Annotated in this window: 14 protein-coding genes and 7 pseudogenes; 14 read left to right on the forward strand and 7 right to left on the reverse strand. The window is 67.7% G+C overall.

Annotation, left to right across the window (positions count from 1 at the left end; all coding sequences use genetic code 11):
• The 4 genes and pseudogenes from ACHMW8_RS07830 to ACHMW8_RS07845 form a co-directional block, all read right to left on the reverse strand.
• Positions 1–1,085, reverse strand: a pseudogene (locus ACHMW8_RS07830) (GNAT family N-acetyltransferase).
• Positions 1,086–1,185: 100 nt separating this feature from the next.
• A pseudogene (locus ACHMW8_RS07835) lies at positions 1,186–3,343 on the reverse strand (prolyl oligopeptidase family protein).
• A pseudogene (locus ACHMW8_RS07840) lies at positions 3,344–5,487 on the reverse strand (prolyl oligopeptidase family protein).
• Between the two features lie 53 nt (positions 5,488–5,540).
• Positions 5,541–6,335 carry a potassium channel family protein gene (locus ACHMW8_RS07845; RefSeq protein ID WP_395445192.1) on the reverse strand — a complete coding sequence of 265 codons (795 nt, stop codon included), beginning with the start codon at positions 6,333–6,335 and terminating at the stop codon, positions 5,541–5,543.
• A 31-nt stretch (positions 6,336–6,366) separates the two neighbouring features.
• Here ACHMW8_RS07845 and dapF point away from each other — a divergent pair, with 31 nt between their 5' ends.
• The 3 genes from dapF (at position 6,367) to ACHMW8_RS07860 (ending at position 9,540) form a co-directional block, all read left to right on the forward strand.
• A complete protein-coding gene (gene dapF, locus ACHMW8_RS07850) occupies positions 6,367–7,221 on the forward strand; it encodes a diaminopimelate epimerase (protein ID WP_395445193.1) in 855 nt (284 codons plus the stop codon).
• A gap of 4 nt (positions 7,222–7,225) precedes the next feature.
• The gene (gene mtaB / locus ACHMW8_RS07855; protein ID WP_395445194.1) at positions 7,226–8,557 is read left to right on the forward strand and encodes a tRNA (N(6)-L-threonylcarbamoyladenosine(37)-C(2))-methylthiotransferase MtaB; all 1,332 of its coding nucleotides are present in this window, start codon (positions 7,226–7,228) and stop codon (positions 8,555–8,557) included.
• A gap of 104 nt (positions 8,558–8,661) precedes the next feature.
• The gene (locus tag ACHMW8_RS07860) at positions 8,662–9,540 is read left to right on the forward strand and encodes an endonuclease/exonuclease/phosphatase family protein (RefSeq protein WP_395445195.1); all 879 of its coding nucleotides are present in this window, start codon (positions 8,662–8,664) and stop codon (positions 9,538–9,540) included.
• Positions 9,541–9,576: 36 nt separating this feature from the next.
• Here ACHMW8_RS07860 and ACHMW8_RS07865 read toward each other — a convergent pair.
• A pseudogene (locus ACHMW8_RS07865) lies at positions 9,577–10,220 on the reverse strand (trimeric intracellular cation channel family protein).
• Positions 10,221–10,311: 91 nt separating this feature from the next.
• Here ACHMW8_RS07865 and ftsY point away from each other — a divergent pair.
• The 3 genes and pseudogenes from ftsY to ACHMW8_RS07880 all read left to right on the forward strand — a co-directional run bounded on the left by ftsY (position 10,312) and on the right by ACHMW8_RS07880 (position 12,527).
• Complete coding sequence (gene ftsY, locus ACHMW8_RS07870; RefSeq protein ID WP_125158910.1) at positions 10,312–11,253, forward strand: signal recognition particle-docking protein FtsY; 942 nt, start codon at positions 10,312–10,314, stop codon at positions 11,251–11,253.
• A 3-nt stretch (positions 11,254–11,256) separates the two neighbouring features.
• The gene (locus tag ACHMW8_RS07875; RefSeq protein ID WP_125158909.1) at positions 11,257–11,868 is read left to right on the forward strand and encodes an inner membrane-spanning protein YciB; all 612 of its coding nucleotides are present in this window, start codon (positions 11,257–11,259) and stop codon (positions 11,866–11,868) included.
• 106 nt (positions 11,869–11,974) lie between these two features.
• A pseudogene (locus ACHMW8_RS07880) lies at positions 11,975–12,527 on the forward strand (MarR family winged helix-turn-helix transcriptional regulator).
• Positions 12,528–12,538: 11 nt separating this feature from the next.
• Here ACHMW8_RS07880 and ACHMW8_RS07885 read toward each other — a convergent pair.
• Both ACHMW8_RS07885 and ACHMW8_RS07890 read right to left on the reverse strand, forming a co-directional pair.
• Positions 12,539–12,814 (reverse strand): hypothetical protein, encoded by a 276-nt coding sequence (locus ACHMW8_RS07885; protein WP_125158907.1) that lies wholly within the window; start codon positions 12,812–12,814, stop codon positions 12,539–12,541.
• A 532-nt stretch (positions 12,815–13,346) separates the two neighbouring features.
• Positions 13,347–14,616 (reverse strand): annotated as a pseudogene (locus ACHMW8_RS07890) (cytochrome P450).
• A gap of 144 nt (positions 14,617–14,760) precedes the next feature.
• Here ACHMW8_RS07890 and ACHMW8_RS07895 point away from each other — a divergent pair.
• The 8 genes and pseudogenes from ACHMW8_RS07895 (at position 14,761) to ACHMW8_RS07930 (ending at position 20,644) form a co-directional block, all read left to right on the forward strand.
• On the forward strand, positions 14,761–15,333 hold the full coding sequence (locus ACHMW8_RS07895) for a NifU family protein (protein WP_125158904.1): 573 nt from the start codon (positions 14,761–14,763) through the stop codon (positions 15,331–15,333).
• A 79-nt stretch (positions 15,334–15,412) separates the two neighbouring features.
• Positions 15,413–16,000 carry a malonic semialdehyde reductase gene (locus tag ACHMW8_RS07900; RefSeq protein ID WP_125158903.1) on the forward strand — a complete coding sequence of 196 codons (588 nt, stop codon included), beginning with the start codon at positions 15,413–15,415 and terminating at the stop codon, positions 15,998–16,000.
• A gap of 76 nt (positions 16,001–16,076) precedes the next feature.
• Positions 16,077–16,718: a DUF1131 family protein gene (locus ACHMW8_RS07905; RefSeq protein WP_395445196.1), complete on the forward strand. Its 642-nt coding sequence runs from the start codon at positions 16,077–16,079 to the stop codon at positions 16,716–16,718.
• A gap of 3 nt (positions 16,719–16,721) precedes the next feature.
• Entirely contained in the window at positions 16,722–17,369 is a 648-nt protein-coding gene (tsaB, locus tag ACHMW8_RS07910; protein ID WP_395445197.1) for a tRNA (adenosine(37)-N6)-threonylcarbamoyltransferase complex dimerization subunit type 1 TsaB, read from the forward strand.
• Positions 17,366–17,818: a GNAT family N-acetyltransferase gene (locus tag ACHMW8_RS07915; RefSeq protein ID WP_125158900.1), complete on the forward strand. Its 453-nt coding sequence runs from the start codon at positions 17,366–17,368 to the stop codon at positions 17,816–17,818. The genes tsaB and ACHMW8_RS07915 overlap by 4 nt, the downstream gene beginning before the upstream one ends.
• Before the next feature lie 45 nt (positions 17,819–17,863).
• Positions 17,864–18,271: a Fur family transcriptional regulator gene (locus tag ACHMW8_RS07920; protein WP_125158899.1), complete on the forward strand. Its 408-nt coding sequence runs from the start codon at positions 17,864–17,866 to the stop codon at positions 18,269–18,271.
• Positions 18,272–18,334: 63 nt separating this feature from the next.
• A pseudogene (gene miaB, locus ACHMW8_RS07925) lies at positions 18,335–19,703 on the forward strand (tRNA (N6-isopentenyl adenosine(37)-C2)-methylthiotransferase MiaB).
• Positions 19,700–20,644 carry a PhoH family protein gene (locus ACHMW8_RS07930; RefSeq protein WP_125158897.1) on the forward strand — a complete coding sequence of 315 codons (945 nt, stop codon included), beginning with the start codon at positions 19,700–19,702 and terminating at the stop codon, positions 20,642–20,644. Before miaB ends, ACHMW8_RS07930 begins: the two are co-directional and overlap by 4 nt.
• The last annotated feature ends 23 nt before the right edge of the window (positions 20,645–20,667 follow it).

Raw genomic sequence — 20,667 nt, forward strand, 5'->3', positions numbered from 1 at the left:
TCAGTGCAGGCCGCGCAGCAGATCGATGCGGCGCATGGCCTTGCCGGGGATCTCGGAGATCCGGCCCAGCGGCAGGGATTCGGCGACGCTGCGCATGCCGTAGGCGGCGTGGCGGACCAGGGTCGGCAGCGAGGGCGAGCCCAGGAAGCCGAACACCACCGTCTGACGGGCGTTGGACAGCTCACGCTTGAACCGGTAGTCGCCCGTGCCGAGGTCCAGACGCGAATAGTCCGCGCCGTCCATGCTCTTCAGGATGTCCTGGAACAGCAGCATGCCGGGTGAATAGCGGTCGAGCTCGGGATTGTGGGCGATCAGCCAGCCGTGGATCGTGTGCTCGCCGCGCAGGTGCAGGTGCACGGCCGCCAGCTGGTCTCCCAGGTGCAGGGTGTAGAGCCCGCCGCCGAAGTGGGGGGCGCGATTCTGGAACAGCGCCTCGAACGAGGTCATTGACCCAGGGCGTCTTGAAGAGGTCGGTCTGGCCGGTGGCCAGCAGCTGCGCCCGCTTCCAGGCGATCAACTGGTCGAAGTCGGCGCGGCTTTCCGACATGGCCGTGTAGCGCGAGGGCCCGACCTCGCGCTCGGCCTTGCGGCGCTTCTTGTCGATGTCCTTGAGCACGCCGACATTGGCGGCCTTGCGCTCGGCGGCGTAGGCCTCGTAGCCGTCCGGCAGTTCGATGATCCAGGAGTCCGCCTGACCACGCCCGTGGCGGGCCAGGGTCTCGTCGTCGGCCAGCATGTGACAGAAGTCGATGCGCGAGGCGTGCAGGGCCGCCAGCAGGTCGCGCGGATTGACCGCGACGCCCGGGGCCGAGACCAGGGCCTGATAGTCGCACATCGGCGCGCCGGCCGGCATGGCCACGCCCTGGCGGATGCGGGCTGGAAGAAAGGCCAGGGCCTCGCCCTCGGCGCCGCGCACGATCGCGACCTTGACGGCCTCGCCCTTGTCGCCCTGGGCGCGGGCGACCGCCAAGGCCCAGTGCGGCGACAGGAACGGCGAGTCCAGCCGCGCCTGGCTAAGCTAGCTCCATCCACCGCGCGATGTCGGCGGGGGAAAGGTCCAGGGCTTTGACGACTTGGATGGGCACTGTGACGGATCCGACAGCTTTGTCGGAGCGCATCCTGACGCCGATAACTTTCGTTTCGGGTTGACGGCGCGGCGTTATCCGAAAACGCCGCGCCGCCCGCTCAATCCATCAGCTTGCGGCTGAGATAGACATATTCCAGCGCCTGGCGGCGGGCGGTTTCGGCCAGGTTGGCGCTGGCCGCGTGCCCGCCGTCGATGTTCTCGTAATAGAGCACCGGATAGCCCAGGGCCTCGAGCTTGGCGGCCGCCTTGCGGGCGTGGGCCGGATGGACCCGGTCGTCCTTGGTGGAGGTCTCGATGAACACCTCGGGGTACTTCTGGCCGGCCTTGAGGTTGGATGAGGGGTCGTACTTGGCGATCACCGCCCGCTCGGACGGTATGGCCGGGTCGCCATACTCGCCCACCCACGAGGCGCCGGCCCCGATCTGGCTGTATCGGATCATGTCGAACAGCGGCACCTGAACGACGATGGCGTTGTAGAGCTCGGGCCGCTGGGTCAGGGCCACGCCCATCAGCAGGCCGCCGTTGCTGCCGCCCATGATGCCCAGCCGGCGCGGCGAGGTGATCTTCCGCGCGATCAGGTCCTGGGAGACGGCGAAGAAGTCGTCATAGACCTTCTGGCGGTTGGCCTTCAGGCCGGCCTCGTGCCAGGCCGGGCCGAACTCGCCGCCGCCCCGGATGTTGGCGACGACATACGTGCCGCCGCGCTCCAGCCAAAGCTTGCCCCATCACGCCCGAATAGCCGGGGGTCAGCGGCACCTGGAAGCCGCCATAGGCGTAGAGCAGGGTGGGGGCCTGGCCGTCGTACTTGAGGCCTTTCGGCCGCACGACAAAGTAGGGGATCCTGGCGCCGTCGGTGCTGGTCGCCTCGAACTGCTCGACCACGTGGGCCCCGGCGTCGAAGCGGGCCGGCGAGGCCTTGACCTGTTCCAGCTTCAACGTGCCGGCGTCGGCCAGCCAGTAGGTGGTCGGAGCCAGGTAGCCGGTGACGGTGACGAACAGGCGCTCGTCCTTCTCGGCGGTCGAACCCAGGCCGATGGCGCTGTTGGCCGGCAGGTCCAGCGTTTGCGAGGTCCAGCCGTTCGGGCCGTGGGTCAGGACCCGCGCCGCGCCCTTGACGTTGTCGAGCAGACCCACGACCAGCTTGGTGCGCGTGGTGGTCACCTGTTCGACCGATTGGCGGGCCGTCGGGCGCAGCACCAGCGTCGCCACGGCGTGGTCCGGCGCGGCCTTCAGCCTGGCCAGGTCGAAGCTGACCAGGTCGCCGGTCTTGAAGCCCTTCCAGTCCTGCTCCATCAGCACGATCATCTGACCGGCGACATAGCCCTGGACCGAGCTCTTCAGCGGCAAATCCAGCTTCACGGGCTTGTCGCCCTCGATCAGATAGGTTTCCGCCTCGAAGAAGGTCACGCCTCGGCCGGCCATCACCGCCACGGCCTTGCCGTCGGCGTCGCGCAGAACGAACGGATTGACCGAGACGTCGGTGTCGACGCCCCGGAACACCTCGACCGCCTGGTCCAGGGTCTGGCCGCGCTTCAGGGTCTTCAGGACATAGGCATAGCCCGACTTGGTCAGCTCGCCCGGCTTCCACTCGCGGCCGACCAGCAGGGTGTCCTTGTCGAGCCAGGTGTAGTTCTGCTTGCCCTCCGGAAGGACGAAGCCATCCGACACAAAGCTCTTCGTGGCGGTGTCGAACTCCCGGACCGTCACGGCGTCCTTGCCGCCGTCCGACAGGGTCACGAGGCACCGCGTGTCCTCGGGCGGCAGGCAGGACGCGCCCTTGAACACCCAGTTGGCGCCTTCGACCTTGGACAGGGCGTCGATGTCGAGGATCGTCTCCCAGGCCGGATCGGCCGTGCGGTAGCTCTCCAGGCTGGTCTTGCGCCAGACGCCGCGCACGTGGTCGGCGTCCTGCCAGAAGTTGCGCAGGGAGCCGTCGCCGGCGAACGAAACGCCGGGCACGCGGTCCTTGGCGTTCAGGATCGCCAGGGCCTTGGCCTCCAGGTCCGCATAGCGCTTGTCACCCTGCAGAACGGGCAGCGTCTTGGCGTTCTGGGCCTTGGCCCAGTCCATGGCGCGCGCGCCCTCGATCTCCTCCATCCAGAGATAGGGATCGTTCTTGCCCAGCTCGGTCAGCGGGGTGCGGGCTTCTTCGGCGGCCTTGGGCTGGTCGGCTGACATCTTTGATTCTGCGGCGATCGCGGGGGTGATGGTCATCAGGCTCGTTGAAGCGAAGAGAACGGTCAGAAGCTTACGCACTTAGTGATCCATCAGCTGTCGCGACAGGTAGGTGTAGTGCAGGGCCCAGCGACGGGCGTTGTTCTTGGGATCCGCGCCATTGGCGTGGCCGCCGTCGGTGTTCTCGAAATAGAGGTGGTCGACGCCCAGATCGTCCATCCGGGCCGCGAACTTGCGGGCGTGGCCCGGATGGACGCGGTCGTCCTTGGTCGAGGTGGTGATGTAGGCCAGCGGGTATTTCACGCCCGCCTTCAGGTTCTGGTACGGGCTGTACTTCTCGATCCAGGCGCGTTCGGCCGGGATGGCGGGGTCGCCCATACTCGCCGATCCACGAGGCCCCGGCGGGCAGGTAGGTATAGCGGATCATGTCCAGCAGAGGGCTCTCGACCACCACCGCGTTCCACAGATCCGGACGCTCGGTCAGGGCCACGCCCATCAGCAGGCCGCCGTTCGAGCGGCCATAGGCGCCCAGGTGGCGCGGCGTGGTCGCCTTGTCGGCGATCAGCGTCTCGGCCACGGCGAAATAGTCGTCATAGGCCCGCTGGCGGTTGGCCTTCAGCGCGGCCTCGTGCCAGGCCGGGCCGAACTCGCCGCCGCCGCGGATATTGGCGACGGCATAGGCGCCGCCGCGCTCCAGCCACAGCTTGCCGATCAGGGGATCGTAGACCGGCAGCTTGGAAAGATTGAAGCCGCCATAGGCGTGCAGCAGGGTCGGGTTCTGGCCGTCCAGCTTCCAGCCCTTCTTGTGGACGAGGAAGTAGGGGATGGCCGTGCCGTCCTTCGAGGTCGCCGACTTCTGCTCGACCACCAGATCCTTGGTCTCGAACTGGGCGGGCAGGGCCTTGACCGTCTGGGCGGTGGTCCCGGTCGCGTCGGCCAGCTTCAGTTCGGTCGGCGTCAGGAAACCCTCGTTGGTGTAGAAAACCTCGTCGCCCTCGTCCGAGTGCGAGACCAGGGCCACCGAGGCGTTGTCGATCACCGGCAGGGCCTGGGAGGTGACGCCGAATTCGCCGCGCAGCCGCAGGCTGACCAGGCTGCCCCGGACGTTGTCGTAGACCACGGCCACCACGCGGTGATCGGTCACCGTCACCTGATCGATCGACTGGCGCGGACCCGGCGCCAGCAGCTGGCAGGGATCGCAGTCGTTGCTGATGACGATCTCGGGGTCCTTTGCCTTGGTCAGGAACTTGGTCGAGGCCGCGACGATCGAACCGGCTGGATAGGTGTAGGGGTGCGCGCCGATGGTGACGGTCCACGGCTCCTCGATCTTCAGGACGAGCTTGCCGTCGATAAGGCCGCGCACGCCGACCTTTTGCGGGATCGGCAGGCGCCTGGCGTCCTTGCCGTCCCAGATATAGGTCTCGTCGTGAAAGAAGTCGGTGGCGCGGGTCAGCAGGACGATCCGATTGCCGGCGGCGTCTCGCAGCACGTTCGGCCCGGCCGAGACGTCGGACTTCTGGCCGCGGAAGACCTCGAACGGCCTGATCGAGGGTCTGGCCCCGCTTCATCGTCTTGATGACGAAGCCGTAGCCGCTGTCGGTGGTCGTGCCCTCGCCCCAATTTCGGGTCAAGATAAGGGTGTCGGGGTCCAGCCACTCGATCGACTGCTTGCTCTCGGGGAGCACGAAACCGCCCGCGCCGGGGTCGACGAAGCTCTTGGTCGTCAGGTCGAATTCGCGGACCGTGACGGCGTCCTTGCCGCCGTTCGACAGGTTCACCAGGCATCGGTCGTGGGTCTTGGGTCGGCAGTCGGCGCCCTTCCAGATCCAGTTCTCGCCCTCGGCCTTGGCCAGGGCGTCCAGGTCGATGACCGTTTCCCACTGCGGGGCCGCGGTCTTGTAGGACTCCAGGCTGGTGCGCCGCCAGACGCCGCGCACGTGGGTCTCGTCCTGCCAGAAGTTGAACACCGTCTTGCCGATGAAGGTCGGCATGGCGATCCGGTCCTTGGTCGACAGGATCTTCAGGGCCTGGTCCTGCAGGCCAGCGAAGCGCTTGTCGCCCGACAGGATGGGCAGGGTCTTGTCGTTCTGGGCCTTCACCCAGGCCAGGGAGTCGGGGCTTTCGACCGCCTCCAGCGCCAGGTGGGGATCGGCCTCCTGGGCGTACGCCGCGGTGGAGAGCATGGCGGCCAGGGCCGCGGCGGAACAGGTGCGGAGCAGGGTCATGGCGCGGGACGGTATCGGAAAATTTCCCCCGCGCCAGAGCTAGGCCGAGCCGATCACGTCCCGTCGTCGGGAATGTTCAGCAGAACGCCGCAGGCCTTGCAGTGGACGGCGTCCGGATCGTGCCGGCGCAGGCCGCAGGCGTGGCACTGATAGATGACCTTGTGGGGCCGCAGGATCGACTGGATCAGGCCGATGAACAGCGACACCCCGCCCAGCATCACCGCCATGGACAAGAGCTTGCCCCACACGCCAGGCAGGGTGACGTCGCCATAGCCGGTGGTCGTCAGGCTGGTGACGGTGAAATAGAGGGCGTCGACATAACCGGAGATCCCCTCGTGGCGGCCGGCGAAGCTCGTATAGACGAAGCCCGTGACCACGAAGACGAAGGTCGCCAGCGAGCTGGCCGCCCGGGTGATGTCCTCGATCCGCGTGTCGTCATAGCGCCGTCCCACCGTGCGCCAGAAGAACTCGCTGTGGATCAGGGTCCACAGGCGCAGCACCCGCAGGAAGCCGAAGTTGAACAGCCAGGCGGGAAACAGCAGGGTGCCCAGCACGAACAGGTCCAGCCAGACGATCGGCTTCCTGAGCCAGGACTTGATGTCCCCGTGCGCCACGGCGCGGGCGCTCAGGTCCAGGGCCAGGAACGCGGCCACCCCGTAGTCGATCAGATAGAAGGTCAGGCCGTGCCGCTCCATCAGCGGGGCGGCGATGAAGAAGGCGATGATCGCCAGGTCGATCAGGATGATCCCGTAGCGGAACCGCACCGCCACCGGCGAGGCGCCGTGATAGAGGGCCCGCAATCGCGCGCGCAGGCGAAGGCCGGCGTGGTCCTGTTCGTCGCGGTGCATTTCGCTCTGCTTTCCACTATATAGCCCGGCTATGAGCCGCACCTTCCTGAAGATGAACGGGCTGGGCAACGACTTCGTCGTCATCGAGACCCAGACCCAGTCCTTTGATCCGACCCCCGAGGAGATCCGCGCGATCGCCAAACGCGGGGACGGCGGCGTGGGCTGCGATCAGGTCATCGCCATCGATCCGCCGAAGGCGGAAGGCGCGTCGGCCTATGTGCGCTTCTGGAATTCGGATGGCGAGGAGACCGGCGCCTGCGGCAACGGCACGCGCTGCGTGGCGTGGCTCCTGATGCAGTCGTCCGGCAAGGACGCCGTGGCGTTCGACACCGTGGCGGGCCGCCTGTCGGGCGTCGCGGCGGGCGAGAAGCTGGTGACGGTCGACATGGGGGTCCCGGGCCTGGACTGGACCCAGATCCCGCTGTCCGAAGAGATGAACACCGAGCGGGTCGAACTGCAGGTCGGTCCGATCGACGCGCCGCTGGTGCATACGCCGGTCTGCGTCTCGATGGGCAATCCGCACGTGGTGTTCTTCGTCGACGCCCCGGTCAGCGACGCCTTCGCCACGGGGACCGGCTCGTTGGTCGAGCACCACCCGCTGTTCCCGGAAGGCGTCAATGTCGGATTCGCTCACATCGCCGCTCGCGATCACATCCAGCTGAAGGTCTGGGAACGGGGCGCGGGCCTGACCGCCGCCTGCGGCACGGGCGCCTGCGCGGCCCAGGTCGCCGCCGTGCGTCGCGGCCTGACCGACCGCAAGGCGCGCGTCCAGTTCGAGACCGGCTCGCTGGTCATCGAATGGCGTGAGAGCGACGGCCACGTGATCATGACCGGCCCGGTCAGCATGGATTTCGCCGGCAAGCTGCCGGAGCGGGTCGCGGCTTGAGGTCATGACCACCTACACCGTCATCAAGGCGACGCCGAAGCCCAGGCCAGAGGCGGGCGAGGAGGGCGGTCCGGCCACGACGATGTCGGGCCCGGACGGCGTCGACGTCGTCACCTTCGGTTGCCGCCTGAACGCCTATGAGAGCGAGGCCATGCGGGCGCGCGCCGCCGCCGACGGCCTTTCCGACGCGGTGGTGTTCAACACCTGCGCCGTAACCAACGAGGCCGTGCGTCAGGCCCGCCAGGCGATCCGCAAGGCCCGTCGCGAGCGGCCGGACGCGCGGATCATCGTCACCGGCTGCGCCGCCCAGGTCGATCCGGCCGCCTTCGCCGCCATGCCCGAGGTCGACCTCGTGCTGGGCAACGCCGAAAAGGCCGCGCCGGGCGCGATGACGGACACGACCGCCCGCGTGCGGGTCAACGACATCATGTCGGTCAAGGAGACCGCCGGTCACCTGATCGACGGACTCAAGGATCGCGCACGGGCCTATGTCGAGGTCCAGAACGGCTGCGACCACCGCTGCACCTTCTGCATCATTCCCTACGGCCGGGGAAACTCGCGCTCGGCGCCGGCCGGCGAGGTGGTCGAGCAGGTCCGCAAGCTGGCCGCCGAGGGCTATCGCGAGGTGGTGCTGACCGGCGTCGACGTCACCTCGTGGGGCGCGGACTTGCCGGGCCAGCCGACCCTGGGCCAGCTGGTCGGTCGCATCCTGCGCATGGTCCCGGACCTGCCCAGGCTTCGACTCTCGTCGATCGACGCGGCCGAGATCGATCCGGACCTGTTCAAGCTGCTCGAGACCGAGCCGCGCCTGATGCCGTACCTGCACCTGTCCCTGCAGGCCGGCGACAACCTGATCCTCAAGCGCATGAAGCGCCGCCACAGCCGCGAGGACGCGCTGAAGCTGGTGGCCGAGGTGCGCCGCGTACGCCCCGACACCGCCTTCGGCGCCGACCTGATCGCCGGCTTCCCCACCGAGACGGAAGAGGCGTTCGAGAATACGCTGAAGTTGGTCGAGGAGGCGGGCCTGGCCTTCCTGCACGTCTTTCCCTACAGCGCTCGGCCCGGGACGCCCGCGGCCCGCATGCCGCCAGTGAAGGGGTCGGTGATCAAGGACCGCGCCCGCCGCCTGCGCGAAGCGGGCCAGGCGGGCCTGGAGCGCCACCTGCAACGCCAGATCGGCCGCACCCTGCCGGGCTTGGTCGAGCGTGACGGCGTCGCCCGCGCCGACGACTTCACCGAGATCCGCTTCGAGGGCGGAGCGCCGCTGGGCGAGATTGTAACCTTCACGATCACCGGCCATGACGGGGCTCACGTCATCGCGGAGCGCGCAAACTGATCCGGTCAGCCTGGGCCCTTCTGGCGCTTTGCCTGCTGGCGGCCACACCGGCGCGCGCCGACGCGCCCAAGCCCGTCGCGGTCAAGCCCGTTACGCTCAGCGTCATGACGTACAATGTGGAGGGCCTGCCTTCTCTGGTCCGCAAGGGTCGCGGGGCGGCGCTGAAGCGGATCGGGTACGAACTGGCCGCCATGCGGGCCAAGGGCAAGGAACCCGACGTCGTCCTGATCCAGGAGGGCTTCCGCGACGAGATCTGGGACCTGATCGACGAGAGCGGCTATCCGTATGTCGCGCGGGGGCCGCGCAAGGGCCAGCGCGACGAGAACTACCTGAAGAGCGAAAAGCCCGACTTCCGACGCGTGAAATACCGGCGCCAGGGCGAGGGCTGGGGCAAGTGGGGCTCCAGCGGTCTTTGGGTGCTGTCCAATCATCCGATCGACTGGGTCAAGTCGCACGCCTATCGCTATTGCGCGGGCCTGGATTGCCTGGCCAACAAGGGCGTGATGCTGGTCTCGATCCAGGTCGCCGGCCTGCCGACCTCGGTCGAGATCGCCGACACCCACATGAATTCGCACGGGGCTTCGAAGGTGCCGCGCAAGCGTTACAACGAGGCCCACGCCCTGCAGACCCAGGAGCTGGGCCGCTTCCTGCAGGCCAGCCGCACGCCCGGCGCGCCGCTGATCGTCGGCGGCGACTTCAATGTCCGCCGATCGCCCGACCGCTTCGACAAGATGATGAGCGACTACCCGTTCGTGGTGGTCAGCCGCTGGTGTCATGAGCGCCCGGGCGCGTGCGACACACAGATCTCGTACACCGGCGAGGCGCCGTGGCTGAACACCCAGGACCTGATCGGCTTCCTCAATGGCGATGCCGTCGAGGTCATCCCCAAGGCGGTCGAGGCCACCTTCGACGGCGCGGACGAGCCGGTGTTGTCCGACCACAATGGTTACAAGGTCACCTTCAGCTTGACCCCCAAGGGGTAGGGCGATCTTGGTCCCGGCGTCGGGGCCTGGCGACGGTCAGGCGTCGCGGGCTTCTTCTTCTCCCGCGAAACCCGGCAGGCTCCAGCCGAACTTGATCGCGCACGCCCGCAGCCCGAACGCCGCGACGAACCCCGCGAGGCCGGCTGGCCAGAACGGCGCGCCCAGCAGTTTCAGCACCGCGAACACACTCGCGCCCAGCAAGGCGGCGGTGATGTAGATCTCCCGGCGCAGCAGCAGGTTCGGCTCCTCGGCCAGGACGTCGCGGATCACGCCGCCGAAGGCGGTGGTCAGCACGCCCATGACCACGGCGCTGAACGGGTGGACGCCCAGGCTGAGCGCCTTGGCGGTGCCGACCACGGCGTAGGCGGCCATGCCCAGGGCGTCGAGCCACAGGAGGGCGCGGAACCGCCATCCTCGCTTGCCCAGCAGCCAGACCACCGTGGCGGCGGCCAGGCAGGCGATGATGTAGCCCGGCCGCTGCACCCAGAAGACCGGGGCTCCGATCAACAGATCCCGCAGGGTGCCGCCGCCGACGCCGGTGATCGCGGCGAAGAATCCGAAGGTGATGATGTCATGTTTGCGCCGAGCGGCCGCGAGGGCGCCGTTGCCCCGAAAACGGCCACGGCGGCATAGTCGAGCCAGAAAAGGGCGGTTCCAAGCGGGTCAAGGTGCACGTCCATGCCCGTACATCGCATGCGTTACGCCACCGCGCTAACCCTGCCCCGGTAATATCCGATTTACACTTTCGCCCGTTCCCCTAAAGGAGCGCGGATGAGCGATAAGCCCGAGCAGAAAAAAGGCTGGTTCCAGCGCCTGACGTCCGGCCTCACCCGGTCGTCTCAAGCGATGACCGATCAGGTCACCGGGGTCTTCACCAAGAAGCCCTTGGACCAGGAACAGCTGGACGCGCTGGAAGAGATGCTGATCGAGGCCGATCTTGGCCCGCAGATCGCCGCGCGCATCACCGAAGCCTTCGGCAAGGCGCGTTTCGGAAAATCGTCGACCGACAACGAGGTCAAGGAAGCGCTGGCCGAGTTGATCGCCGCCGAGCTGGCCGATCGCCAGGGCGACTTCGACCCGCTGAGCGGTCCGCGCCCCTATGTGGTGCTGTTCATCGGCGTCAACGGTTCGGGCAAGACCACCACCCTGGGCAAGATCGCCGCCGACCTGACCGAGAAGGGCGCCCGCGTCCTGATCGCCGCCGGCGACACCTTCCGCGCCGCCGCCGTCGAGCAGCTGAAGGTCTGGGCCGACCGGGCGGGGGCCGACTTCATGTCCAAGCCCACGGGCTCCGACGCCGCGGCCCTGGCCTATGAGGCCGTCGAGCGCGCCAAGGCCGAACACTACGACGTCGTGTTGATCGACACCGCCGGCCGCCTGCAGAACAAGCAGGGCCTGATGGACGAGCTGCTCAAGGTGATCCGTGTCGTGAAGAAGGTCGATCCCGACTATCCGCACGAGACCCTGCTGGTGCTGGACGCCACGGTCGGCCGCAACGCCCTGGCCCAGGAGAAGATCTTCGGCAACCAGGTCGGCGTGTCCGGGATTGTCATGACCAAGCTGGACGGCACCGCGCGCGGCGGGGTGCTGGTGCCGGTGGCGCGCGCCTCCGACAGCCCGATCAAGCTGATCGGCGTCGGCGAGGGCGTGGAAGACCTGCAACCGTTCGACGCCCGCGCCTTCTCGCGCTCCCTCGTCGGCCTGAAGGACTGATCCGTGAGCGAAGCGCCCGCTGAGACCGAGAAGAAGAGCAACGGCTGGGTCCGGACGGTCGTCGACTATGGCGCGGCCATCGCCTTCGGCGTCGCCTATTTCGTCACCAAGGATTTCCAGAAGGCGACCTGGGTGCTGGTCGCCGCCTCGGCCGCGGCGCTGGCCATCGGCTTCGCGGTCGAGCGCCGCCTGGCCCTGCTGCCGTTGTTCTTCGGCGGCATGGCGCTGATCTTCGGCGCGCTGGGCCTGATCTTCCACTCGGACGTCTTCGTGAAGATCAAGGTCACGGTGATCAATCTGGCCCTGGCCGCCTTCCTGTTCGGCGGGGTCTTCACGGGCCGCCAGCCGCTGAAGCTGATCATGGGCGAGGCCCTGCACCTGTCCGACGCGGCCTGGCGCACCTTGACCCTGCGCTACGGCGGCTATTTCGGCGTCGTGGCTCTGTTGAACGAGATCGTCCGCAACACCCAGGACACCGACACCTGGGTGAAGTTCCGCCTCGGCCTGCTGCCGCTCGCCCTGGTGTTCGTCGCCACCCAGGTGCCCTTCATGATGAAGCACATGGCCAAGGGCGACGAGCCGGCCGCGGTCGAGCCGCCGGACGCCGGTTTCTAGAGGCGCCGTTTCCACCGTCCACGGACCGTTGTCGTCAAATCGACGTGTAAAGGTGCTACCTTTCGTCCGTCGGCCGAGCACGGCCTGCGGAAACGGGGGCGCGAGCATGGCCAAGAGCAAGGGCGAAAAGACGGTCGGGGGTCTCTTGGAGCGCTCGCCCAGCCACCTGCTTCACCGGGTCCTGCAACTGGCGCTCGACATCTACGCCGAGGAGTGCGGCGAGGCGGGGGTCACCCAGCGCCAGTTCGCCGTGCTGGCCGCCGTGGCCGAGAACGAGGGCGTCACCCAGACGGCCCTGGTCCGCGCCACCGGCATCGACCGCTCGACCCTGGCCGACATGGTCGCCCGCATGATCACCAAGGGCCACCTGGAGCGCCAGCGCTCCAGCGAGGACGCCCGCGCCAACAGCGTCCGCCTGACCGACGCCGGCCGCGAGGCCCTGGAGGCCATCCGTCCGATGGTCGGCATGGCCGACGCCCGCATCCTGGCCCTGCTGAAGCCCGGCAAGCGCGAGGGCTTCCTCGACCTGCTGTCCGACATGGCCGGCGCCGAGCTGCACCCGGCCGAGCCGGAGCCCAAGGCCAAGAAGCCCAAGGCCGAAAAACCCGAAGAAGGACAAGAAGCCCAAGAAGGACAAGGCCGCCAAGAAGGCGGCCTGAGCCTCTCTGGGCTAGACCACGATATTCAGCAGCGAGCCGGGGCGCAGGATCCTCGTGGGCTGGGCGTCCGGCTGCACGAACGGCTTCTGCGGCGCCTGGCGCTGTTGCGGCTGGGCCATGGTCTGCATCTGCACGGTCGACGGCGCGACGGCCGGACGGGTCGGGGCCGCGTCGCCCAGGGCCTGCTGGAAGAAGGCCGCGCGTGTCTGCGCCGCCGGACCCGTAGCGGGGGCGGAAGCGGGCTTCGACGGGACGGACGGCCAACCGGCGGGACGGACGTTGCTCATGGCGCGAACTGTAACATGGTTAACAGAAGTTCGGCGAGTATGGTCAACGCCGCGTTAACGCGATAGCTCCGCGACCTGAGAGCGCACCCGCGCGCAAGACTTGACGTGTGGAGGCCCCGTGAGCCGGCAGAAGATAATCTTCCTGATCGTCCTGGTCGCGGTCGGGCTGTTCATCGCCTCGATGGTCGGCTCGATGATGCCCAGCAAGGAGGTCCTGCCGAACGGCTACCAGGTTTCGGTCGGCGGCAAGGGCGAGACCTGGATCCGGTCGCCCGACCGCCAGACCCTGGTGACCGACGTGACCTCGGTCTGGACCTCCGCCGACCGGATGCTGGTGGAGCGGCATACGACCGACGAGAAGCCGCCGTTCAAGCTTCTCGATTGCGACTACCAGGTCGCGGAGGGGGCGCGGCGCCTTGCACCCGGTCGCCAAGGCCGAGGCGCTGGCCATGCTTGGGGACCTGGAACGTCAGACCGTGTCGCCCAAGACCTGCGTGAAATAACGGCTAGAAGGCTCCAGGCGCGTAGGCGTCTAGAGCCGCTCGGGGATCCGCACCATCATCCGCTCGTAGCCCTTCACGAAGGTCGAGTAGACGCGCTTGGGCTCTTCCAGCACCTCGATCTTGGGGAAGCGCTTGAGCACCTCTTCCCAGACGATCCGCAGCTGCATCTCGGCCAGGCGGTTGCCGACGCAGCGGTGGATGCCGAACCCGAACGACAGGTGGCGACGGGCCTGCGGGCGGTCGATGATGAAGGCGTCGGCGTTCTCGATCACCGTGTCGTCACGGTTGCCCGAGACGTACCACATGACGACCTTGTCGCCCTTCTTGATGGTCTTGCCGTTGAGCTCGAAGTCCTCCAGCGCCGTGCGGCGCATGTGGGCCAGCGGGGTCTGCCAGCGGATGATCTCCGAGACCATGTTCGGGATCAGGCTGGGATCGGCGCGCAGCTTGGCCTCTTCCCGCGGGTTCTTGGAAAGAGCGTAGAGGCCGCCGGTCAGCGAGTTGCGGGTGGTGTCGTTGCCGCCGACGATCAGCAGGATGACATTGCCCAGATATTCCATCGGCGGCATGTCGCGGGTGGCCTCGCCGTGAGCCAGCATCGAGATCAGGTCGTTGCCCGGCTCGGTCTGGTTGACCCGCTCGTTCCAGAGATTGGTGAAATAGCCCAGGCACTCCAGCAGTTCGGCGCGGCGGGCCTCTTCGCTCTCCACGAGGCCGCTCTCGGGCGAGGCGGTGGCCACATCCGACCAGCGGGTCAGCTTGCGGCGCTCTTCCCAGGGGAAGTCGAACAGGGTGGCCAGCATCTGGGTGGTCAGCTCGATCGAGACCTTGTCGACCCAGTCGAACGGCTCGTCGATCGGCAGGGTGTTCGAGGATCTGGCAGACGCGTTCGCGGATGACGCCTTCCAGTCGGCCCAGGTTTTGCGGCGAGACGATCGGGCTGACCGTCTTGCGCTGGATGTCGTGCTTGGGCTGGTCCATGGCGATGAACATCGGCAGGACGAAGTCCTCGTCGAAGTCGCGGATGGTGATGCCGCCCAGGTGCGCGTCCGACGAGAAGACCTGGTGGGTCGTGTCGACGGTCATGATGTCGTTGTAGCGGGTGATCGACCAGTAGGGCCCGGTCTCTTCGTCGCCCTTGGACCAGTGGACCGGATCCTCTTTCCGCAGCCGCTCGAAATACGGCCACATGGCGTCGGCCTGGAACAGGGCGGGGCTGGCCACATGGATGTCTTCCAGGGCCATGGCGTAGGCCTCCGCTCGCGCGGCGTCCTTCAGGTCAACCGAACCATCACTCATGGGGATCCTCCCGCGGATCGTTGTTTTCCAGATATACCGTCAGAAAATGACGCCTGTGTCACTTTTAAAATTCGCCAATCCACCAACTTGTGAAGGCAGGCGCCTGGTCTTGCGTCGCGACCTCGCGAGGTCCATTTCAGGGTCATGTTCATTCAGACCGAAACCACGCCGAACCCCGAGGTTCTGAAGTTCCTGCCCGGCCGCGAAGTGCTGGGCGAAGGCGCGCGGGAATTCCGTACGCCGGAGGAGGGCGATGTCTCGCCGCTGGCCAAGGCCTTGTTCGACCTGGGCGACGTGACGCGGGTGTTCTTCGGTCCCGACTTCCTGACCGTGACCAAGGGCGAGGACGCCCAGTGGCCGCACCTCAAGGCGCCGATCCTGGCGGCCATCATGGACCACTTCACCAGCGGTCGGCCTGTCCTGCTCGACCAGAGCGAGGGTGGCGGCCACGACGAGGGCGGCGTCTATGACGAGGAAACCTCGCAGATCGTCGCCGAGATCAAGGAACTGCTCGACACCCGCATCCGTCCCGCCGTGGCCCAGGACGGCGGCGACATCGTCTTCTCGCGCTTCGAGCCGCAGACCGGCGTGGTCTGGCTGCACATGCGCGGCGCCTGCTCGGGTTGCCCGTCCTCGTCGGCGACCCTGAAGGCCGGCGTCGAGAACATGCTGAAGCACTATGTGCCGGAAGTGACCCGGGTCGAGCAGACGCTCTGAGCGCGAAGGGTTGATCCCGTCGCGCGGGCGGCTATATCGTAACCCATAGAGTTACAGATAGCCTCCCGAAGGATCGATCATGGCCAAGCTCGAAGACGGCGCGCTCGCCCAGCTGTTCACCGAAGCCCGCACCCGCAACGGCTGGGACCCGACCCCCCTGCCGGAAGAAACGCTGCACGCGCTGTACGAGTTGGTGAAGTTCGGCCCGACGGCGGCCAACGCCAGCCCGGCCCGCTTCTATTTCCTGACCTCGCCGGAGGCCAAGGCGCGCCTGGCCAAGCTCGCGTCGGGCTCGAATGCGCCCAAGATCCTGCAGGCGCCGGTGACGGTGATCGTCGGCTACGACCTCGACTTCCCGGAAACCCTGCCGAAGCTGTTCCCACACGCGCCGGGCGCAAAGGACTGGTTCAGCGACATGACGGCCCGCGAGTGGGGCGCGCTGCGCAACAGCTCGCTGCAGGGCGGCTATTTCATCCTGGCCGCGCGGGCCCTGGGCCTGGACGCGGGACCCATGTCGGGCTTCGACAACGCCGGCGTCGACGCCGAGTTCTTCGCGGGCACGAACATCAAGAGCAATTTCATCGTCTCGATCGGCCACGGCACGGACGAGGGCCTGTTCCCGCGCAATCCGCGGCTCGCCTTCGACGAGGCGGCGAAGATTCTCTGACTCTAAGTAACAGCGTCCTGTCGGCTTTGCCGACAGGTTGGGTGACGGCGGAGGGGCGTCGGGCTAAAACGGCCGCATGACCCTCCGCCACACCCTCCTCGCCCTGCCGCTCGTGATGCTCGCCGCCTGCGGGCCGGCCAAGAAGGACGAGACCGCCAACGCGCCCGCCGCCGAGACGGGCGCGAAAGCCCCGGTCCATGTGGCCATCGCGCCCTATGCCGGCGGCCCGCTGAAAATCAGCAACGACGGCGTCGGGCCGATCAACGGCTCGGTCGCCTTCGATCTGGCCACGTTGAAGGTGTTGTTCCCCAAGGCCAAGGTCGAACAGGCCTTCCTGCACTTCGGCGAAGGCCCGGCGCAGCCGATCATCACTGTCGAGCAGAACACTGTTCCGCTGGCCGAGATCGGCAAGAACGACGAAGCCGAGATCGCCTATGTCCGGGTCGACGCAGGCGACGCGCGCGGCCCCAAGGACGAGCAACTCCTGGCCAGGTGGGCCGACCTCGGCTTCACCGTCGACCAGTGCCGGGCGGGCGAGGGCCGCGAGATCAACCAGACGATCTGCGTCCGTCCCGAGGCCCCGAACGTCTCCTATGTGTTTGGCGTCCCCGGCTACACTGGCAAGGCCGTACCGCCCGAGGCGACCCTGAAGGCCAAGGGCCAGCTGAACGCGTTCATCTGGCGTCCGGCCGAAGGCGCGGTCGTCGGCGCCGGCTGATCCATGATCCTGTCGATCGACACCTGCCTCGGCGCCAGCTCGGTCGCCGTGCTGGACGGCGAGCGCGTGCTGGCCGCCCGCAGCGAGCCCATGACCCGCGGCCACCAGGAGCGGATCGGCGTGCTGGCGCGGGAAGCCGCCGCCGAGGCCGGCGTGGCCTTCGCGGACCTCACCCGCATCGGCGTCACGGTCGGCCCCGGCTCATTCACCGGCCTGCGCGTGGGCCTGGCCTTCGCCAAGGGCCTGGCCACGGCGCTGTCGATCCCGTGTGTTGGCGTCAACACGCTGGAGAGCCTGGCCTATGGGACCAAGGGCTTTGTCGCGGCCGTGATCGATGCGCGGATGAGCCAGGTCTACATCCAGGTCTTCGCCGACGACGTGTCGCTGATGGCGCCGGACGCCCTGAGCCTCGGCGAGGCCGCCGCGCGTCTGGCCGAGCTCTATTCCGGCGGCCCGGCGACCCTGGTCGGCTCCGGCGCGCCGCTGCTGGCCGACACGCTGAGCGGCGTCACCGTGCTGACCCCGGCCGCGCCGGATCCCGTCGCCGTCGCGCGCCTGGCCGCCGCCAAGTCCGCGCCCGGCCATTCGCCCCGGCCGCTCTATCTGCGCGCGCCCTACGCGACCTTGCCCGCCGCCCCATCCGAACCATGAACCTGCGTCCCGTCGGCTCCGAAGCCGCTTTCGATCTCGCCGATCTCCACGACAAGGCCTTCGACCGGCCCTGGACGGCGCTGGAGTTCGACGACCTTTTGAAATCTCCGGGCGCTTTCGCCGTCTTGGGCGAAGCCGGCGAGCCGGCCGAAAGCAAGGGCTTCATCCTCTGCCGCTCGATCGCGGGAGAGGCCGAGATCCTGACCATCGCCGTCGATCCGACCGCCCGCCGCCGGGGCTGGGGCGCGGCGCTGGTGGAAATCGCCGCCGGGATCGCCGCCGAAACCGGGTCCGAGGCGATGTTCCTGGAGGTCGCCGCCGACAATCTGGGGGCCCTCGCCCTCTACCAATCGACGGGTTTCGCCAAGGTCGGCCTGCGCAAGGGCTATTATCCCCACCCGGATGGGGCCAAGGACGCGCTTGTCATGCGGCGAGCGCTTAACACTTAAGGGCCGACCGCCTATCTTGACCGCGACTCAGACGGAGGTTCCGCCGTGGATCGACTCGAAAAGGCCTGTATCGAAAAGGGCATGCGCATGACGGACCAGCGCCGCGTGATCGCGCGCGTGCTGTCGTCGGCCGACGACCACCCGGACGTCGAGGAGCTGCACCGTCGGGCTCACGCCATCGATCCGCACATCTCGATCGCCACGGTGTACCGCACGGTCCGTCTGTTCGAGGAAAGCGGCATCATCGAGCGCCATGACTTCCGCGACGGCCGCTCGCGCTACGAAGAGACGCCCGATCACCACCACGACCACCTGATCGACATGAAGACCGGCAAGGTCGTCGAATTCGTGGACGAGGAGATCGAAGCCCTGCAGAACGCCATCGCGCGCAAGCTGGGCTACAAGCTGATCGACCACCGGCTGGAGCTTTACGGCGTTCCGCTGGAGGATTGATCCGGCGAGGGTGTGGCCCTGGCGAACTTGCGCCAGGGGCCGCGTGACCCCATAACCTCGCCCATGAGCGAGACCCCGCAAAAGCGCCTCTATATCAAGACCTACGGCTGTCAGATGAACGTCTATGACAGCGAGCGCATGGCCGATGTCCTGCGCCCGCTGGGCTATGGCGTGGTCGACGACCCGGAAGGCGCGGACCTGGTGGTGCTGAACACCTGCCACATCCGTGAGAAGGCGACCGAGAAGGTCTATTCCGAGCTCGGCTACATCAAGCAGATGAAGGACCGGAAGGCCGAGAGCGGCGGTCGCATGACCATCGCCGTGGCCGGCTGCGTGGCCCAGGCCGAGGGCAAGGAGATCATGCATCGCCAGAAGGCGGTCGATCTGGTGGTCGGTCCCCAGGCCTATCACCAGCTGCCCGAACTGATCGCCCGCGCCCACCGGGCGACCGGCGAGCGCCTGGCCGCCGACTTCGCCGCCGACGAGAAGTTCGACGCCCTGCCGGCCGAGCGCCACGTGACAGGCGTGACGGCGTTCCTGACCGTGCAGGAAGGCTGCGACAAGTTCTGCACCTTCTGCGTGGTGCCCTATACGCGCGGCGGCGAATGGTCGCGGCCGGTGAACGACATCGTCGAGGAGGCCAAGCGCCTGGCCGATCAGGGCGTTCGCGAGGTCACCCTGCTGGGCCAGAACGTCAACGCCTATGACGGCGACGGCTCGACCCTGGCCAAGCTGGTCCGCCAGCTGGCCAAGATCGATGGCCTGGACCGCATCCGCTACACGACCAGCCACCCGCGCGACATGGGCGACGACCTGATCGAGGCCCATGGCGAGCTGCCGGAGCTGATGCCCTATCTGCACCTGCCGGTGCAGGCCGGGTCCGACAAGATCCTCAAGGCCATGAACCGCGACCACACGGCCGAGAGCTATGTGAAGCTGATCGAGAAGATCCCGCGCCGCCCGTCCGGACATCGCCATGAGCGGCGACTTCATCGTCGGTTTCCCCGGCGAGCGCGACGGCGACTTCGACAAGACGCTCGAGCTCGTCCGCGAGGTCGGCTTCGCCTCGGCCTTCTCATTCAAATATTCGCGTCGCCCGGGCACGCCGGCCTCGGCCATGCCCGGCCAGGTCGACGAGGCGGTCAAGGCCGAGCGCCTGGAGCGTTTGAATCAGCTGCTGGACGAGCAGCAGCGCGCCTTCAACGCGGCGCAGGTCGGCAAGGTGATGCCGGTGCTGTTCGAGAAGTCGGGCCGCCACCCTGGCCAGATCGTGGGGCGCAGCCCATATCTGCAGGCCGTCCACGCCGAGGGCCCTGAAAGCCTGATCGGGACGATCGCGCCCGTCCGCATCGAGAGCGCCGCCAAGATGAGCTTGGGCGGCGTCCTGGAAGCCAATCCCGACACTATCCAGCCCATTTGGGAGACCGCTTGAGCCGCACCCCTGAGTTCCTGCCGCTGTCCGACGACGCCGTCGTCGCCGTTACCGGCCCGTCCGGCCGTCACGCCGCCCTGATCGAAGACGCCTTCAAGGTGTTGATCGAGACCCCGGGCGGCGGCGTCACCCTCACCGGCGACGCGCGGGGACGCACCGGCGCCAAGCGGGTGCTGCAGACCCTGGCCGCCCGCGCCGACGCCGACGAAGAGGTGGTCGAGGCCGATGTGCGCATCGCCATCGGCTCGGCCCACGAGACCGGTGGTCAGGCCTCGCCCCGCGCGGTGCGCAAGGGCAATGTCTCGCCCAAGACCAAGGGTCAGGCCCGCTACATGGAGGCCATGGCCAGCCATCCGCTGAGCTTTGGCCTTGGTCCCGCCGGCACCGGCAAGACCTTCCTGGCCGTGGCCCATGGGGCGGGCATGTTGATGCGCGGCGAGGTCGATCGCCTGATCGTCACCCGTCCCGCGGTCGAGGCCGGCGAGAAGCTGGGCTTCCTGCCGGGCGACCTGAACGAGAAGGTCGACCCCTACATGGCGCCGGTCTGGGAAGCCCTGACCGACATCATGGGGGCCGATCAGCTGCGCCGGCGCCGGGAGAAGCTCGAGATCGAGGTCGCTCCGATCGCCTTCATGCGCGGCCGCACGCTCGCCCATGCCTTCGTCATCGTCGACGAAGCCCAGAACTGCTCGCGCCTGCAGATGAAGATGGTTCTGACCCGCCTGGGCGAAGGCGCCCGCATGGTGGTGACCGGCGATCCGACCCAGGTCGATCTTCTGAACCCGCGGGACTCGGGCCTGGCCCACGCCGTCTCGATCCTGGAAGGCGTCGAGGGCGTGTCGGTGTCGCGCTTCACCTCGGCCGATGTCGTGCGCCATCCGCTCGTCGAGCGGATCGTCAAGGCCTATGACGCCGACGCGGCCCAAAGCACGCCCCGGTAAGTGAGTACGCCCCTTTAGATGAC

The sequence above is a fragment of the Caulobacter sp. UC70_42 genome, assembly GCF_044056025.1.
Classification (GTDB): Bacteria; Pseudomonadota; Alphaproteobacteria; order Caulobacterales; family Caulobacteraceae; genus Caulobacter.

Bases quoted from the DNA above. Each gene is read 5' to 3' on its own strand.
- ACHMW8_RS07895 (WP_125158904.1), top strand. From the start codon at position 14,761: ATGTTCATTCAGACCGAAACCACGCCGAACCCCGAGGTTCTGAAGTTC.
- ACHMW8_RS07900 (WP_125158903.1), top strand. From the start codon at position 15,413: ATGGCCAAGCTCGAAGACGGCGCGCTCGCCCAGCTGTTCACCGAAGCC.
- ACHMW8_RS07845 (WP_395445192.1), bottom strand. From the start codon at position 6,335: ATGCACCGCGACGAACAGGACCACGCCGGCCTTCGCCTGCGCGCGCGA.
- ACHMW8_RS07885 (WP_125158907.1), bottom strand. From the start codon at position 12,814: ATGAGCAACGTCCGTCCCGCCGGTTGGCCGTCCGTCCCGTCGAAGCCC.
- ACHMW8_RS07860 (WP_395445195.1), top strand. From the start codon at position 8,662: ATGACGTACAATGTGGAGGGCCTGCCTTCTCTGGTCCGCAAGGGTCGC.
- mtaB (WP_395445194.1), top strand. From the start codon at position 7,226: ATGACCACCTACACCGTCATCAAGGCGACGCCGAAGCCCAGGCCAGAG.
- ACHMW8_RS07915 (WP_125158900.1), top strand. From the start codon at position 17,366: ATGAACCTGCGTCCCGTCGGCTCCGAAGCCGCTTTCGATCTCGCCGAT.
- tsaB (WP_395445197.1), top strand. From the start codon at position 16,722: ATGATCCTGTCGATCGACACCTGCCTCGGCGCCAGCTCGGTCGCCGTG.
- ftsY (WP_125158910.1), top strand. From the start codon at position 10,312: ATGAGCGATAAGCCCGAGCAGAAAAAAGGCTGGTTCCAGCGCCTGACG.
- ACHMW8_RS07905 (WP_395445196.1), top strand. From the start codon at position 16,077: ATGACCCTCCGCCACACCCTCCTCGCCCTGCCGCTCGTGATGCTCGCC.
- dapF (WP_395445193.1), top strand. From the start codon at position 6,367: ATGAGCCGCACCTTCCTGAAGATGAACGGGCTGGGCAACGACTTCGTC.